Here is a 1,071-nt window from a genome sequence, read left to right as displayed (position 1 = left end):
TCGATTGCAAGTCCCTCTAAACAGCGGAACCGCGTTATTAGAACTCACTATTCTCGCTACCCTGCTTCCTGTCTCCTTTTTGACGGTCTTTCTGTTCAACAAAGATGGATTCGATTCAAAAGCCATGTTCATCTATGTTTTGATGCTGGTGATGTTCATCTTGTGGTCCTACATCATCTTGGCATATTACGTTGATGGTGGCTTTGAGCAATGGACCAGCGGCATTTTGTTCATTGTGCCTAGCGTATCTAAGCTGCCGTTTATTCTTGTTTTGTATTGTGTTGGTATTGTGTGCTTTCTCGGTATTCTGCTGCTGAAAACCAACAAAATCATTCATGCGATGACCTATTCTGCAATGGCTTTGGCTTCCGCGACATTCATCTTCTTTGATGTGCAGTACATTTCCAGCACCATGTTTACGCTTACTGGTCTGCTCATCATCATCTATTCAACCTCGGCGAGTCACCAACTTGCGTTTACTGACAGCCTAACGCAGATTCCAAGCCGCAGAGCATTAGATTTAGATCTAAAACACATGGGCAGAAAATTCACAATTGCAATGCTCGATGTCGACCACTTCAAGAAGTTTAACGACACGTACGGGCATGACATCGGCGATGATGTGCTAAAAATGGTGGCTTCAAGATTGATGAAAACACGTGGTGGTGCAAAGGTCTATCGCTTCGGCGGCGAAGAGTTCACCATGGTCTTCAAGGGAAAAAACGTTGAAGATTGTCGCCAATACATAGAAGAAGCTCGTAAAGCTATCGCTGAATATGAAATGATCCTCCGCGACAAAGCCTCTCGCCCTGACGATCACAAGCAAGGCCAGCAAAACCGAGGTACCGAAGACATGCAAAGAGAATCGGTGTTCGTCACGGCGAGCTTTGGTGCTGCAGACAGTAGAAACGGAAGAGAACCTGCTGAAGTCATCAAACTGGCGGATGCGGCATTGTATAAAGCTAAAAAAGCAGGTCGAAATTGCACCAGAGTGAATCAGAACTAATCACATAAAGAAATACAACGACCGCACTCAAATAAGTGCGGTCGTTTTGTTTAGACAGTTCAACG

1 protein-coding gene is annotated in these 1,071 nt (G+C 44.9%); it reads left to right on the top strand.

Annotation, left to right across the window (positions count from 1 at the left end):
• Positions 1 to 1,006 (top strand): GGDEF domain-containing protein (locus tag R8N49_RS25115; protein WP_140343302.1); only part of this gene is annotated, 1,006 nt, incomplete at its 5' end.
• Positions 1,007 to 1,071: the final 65 nt, after the last annotated feature.

Source organism: Vibrio sp. 1978 (genome assembly GCF_033344345.1).
This window is presented reverse-complemented; position numbering and strand designations above follow the sequence as displayed.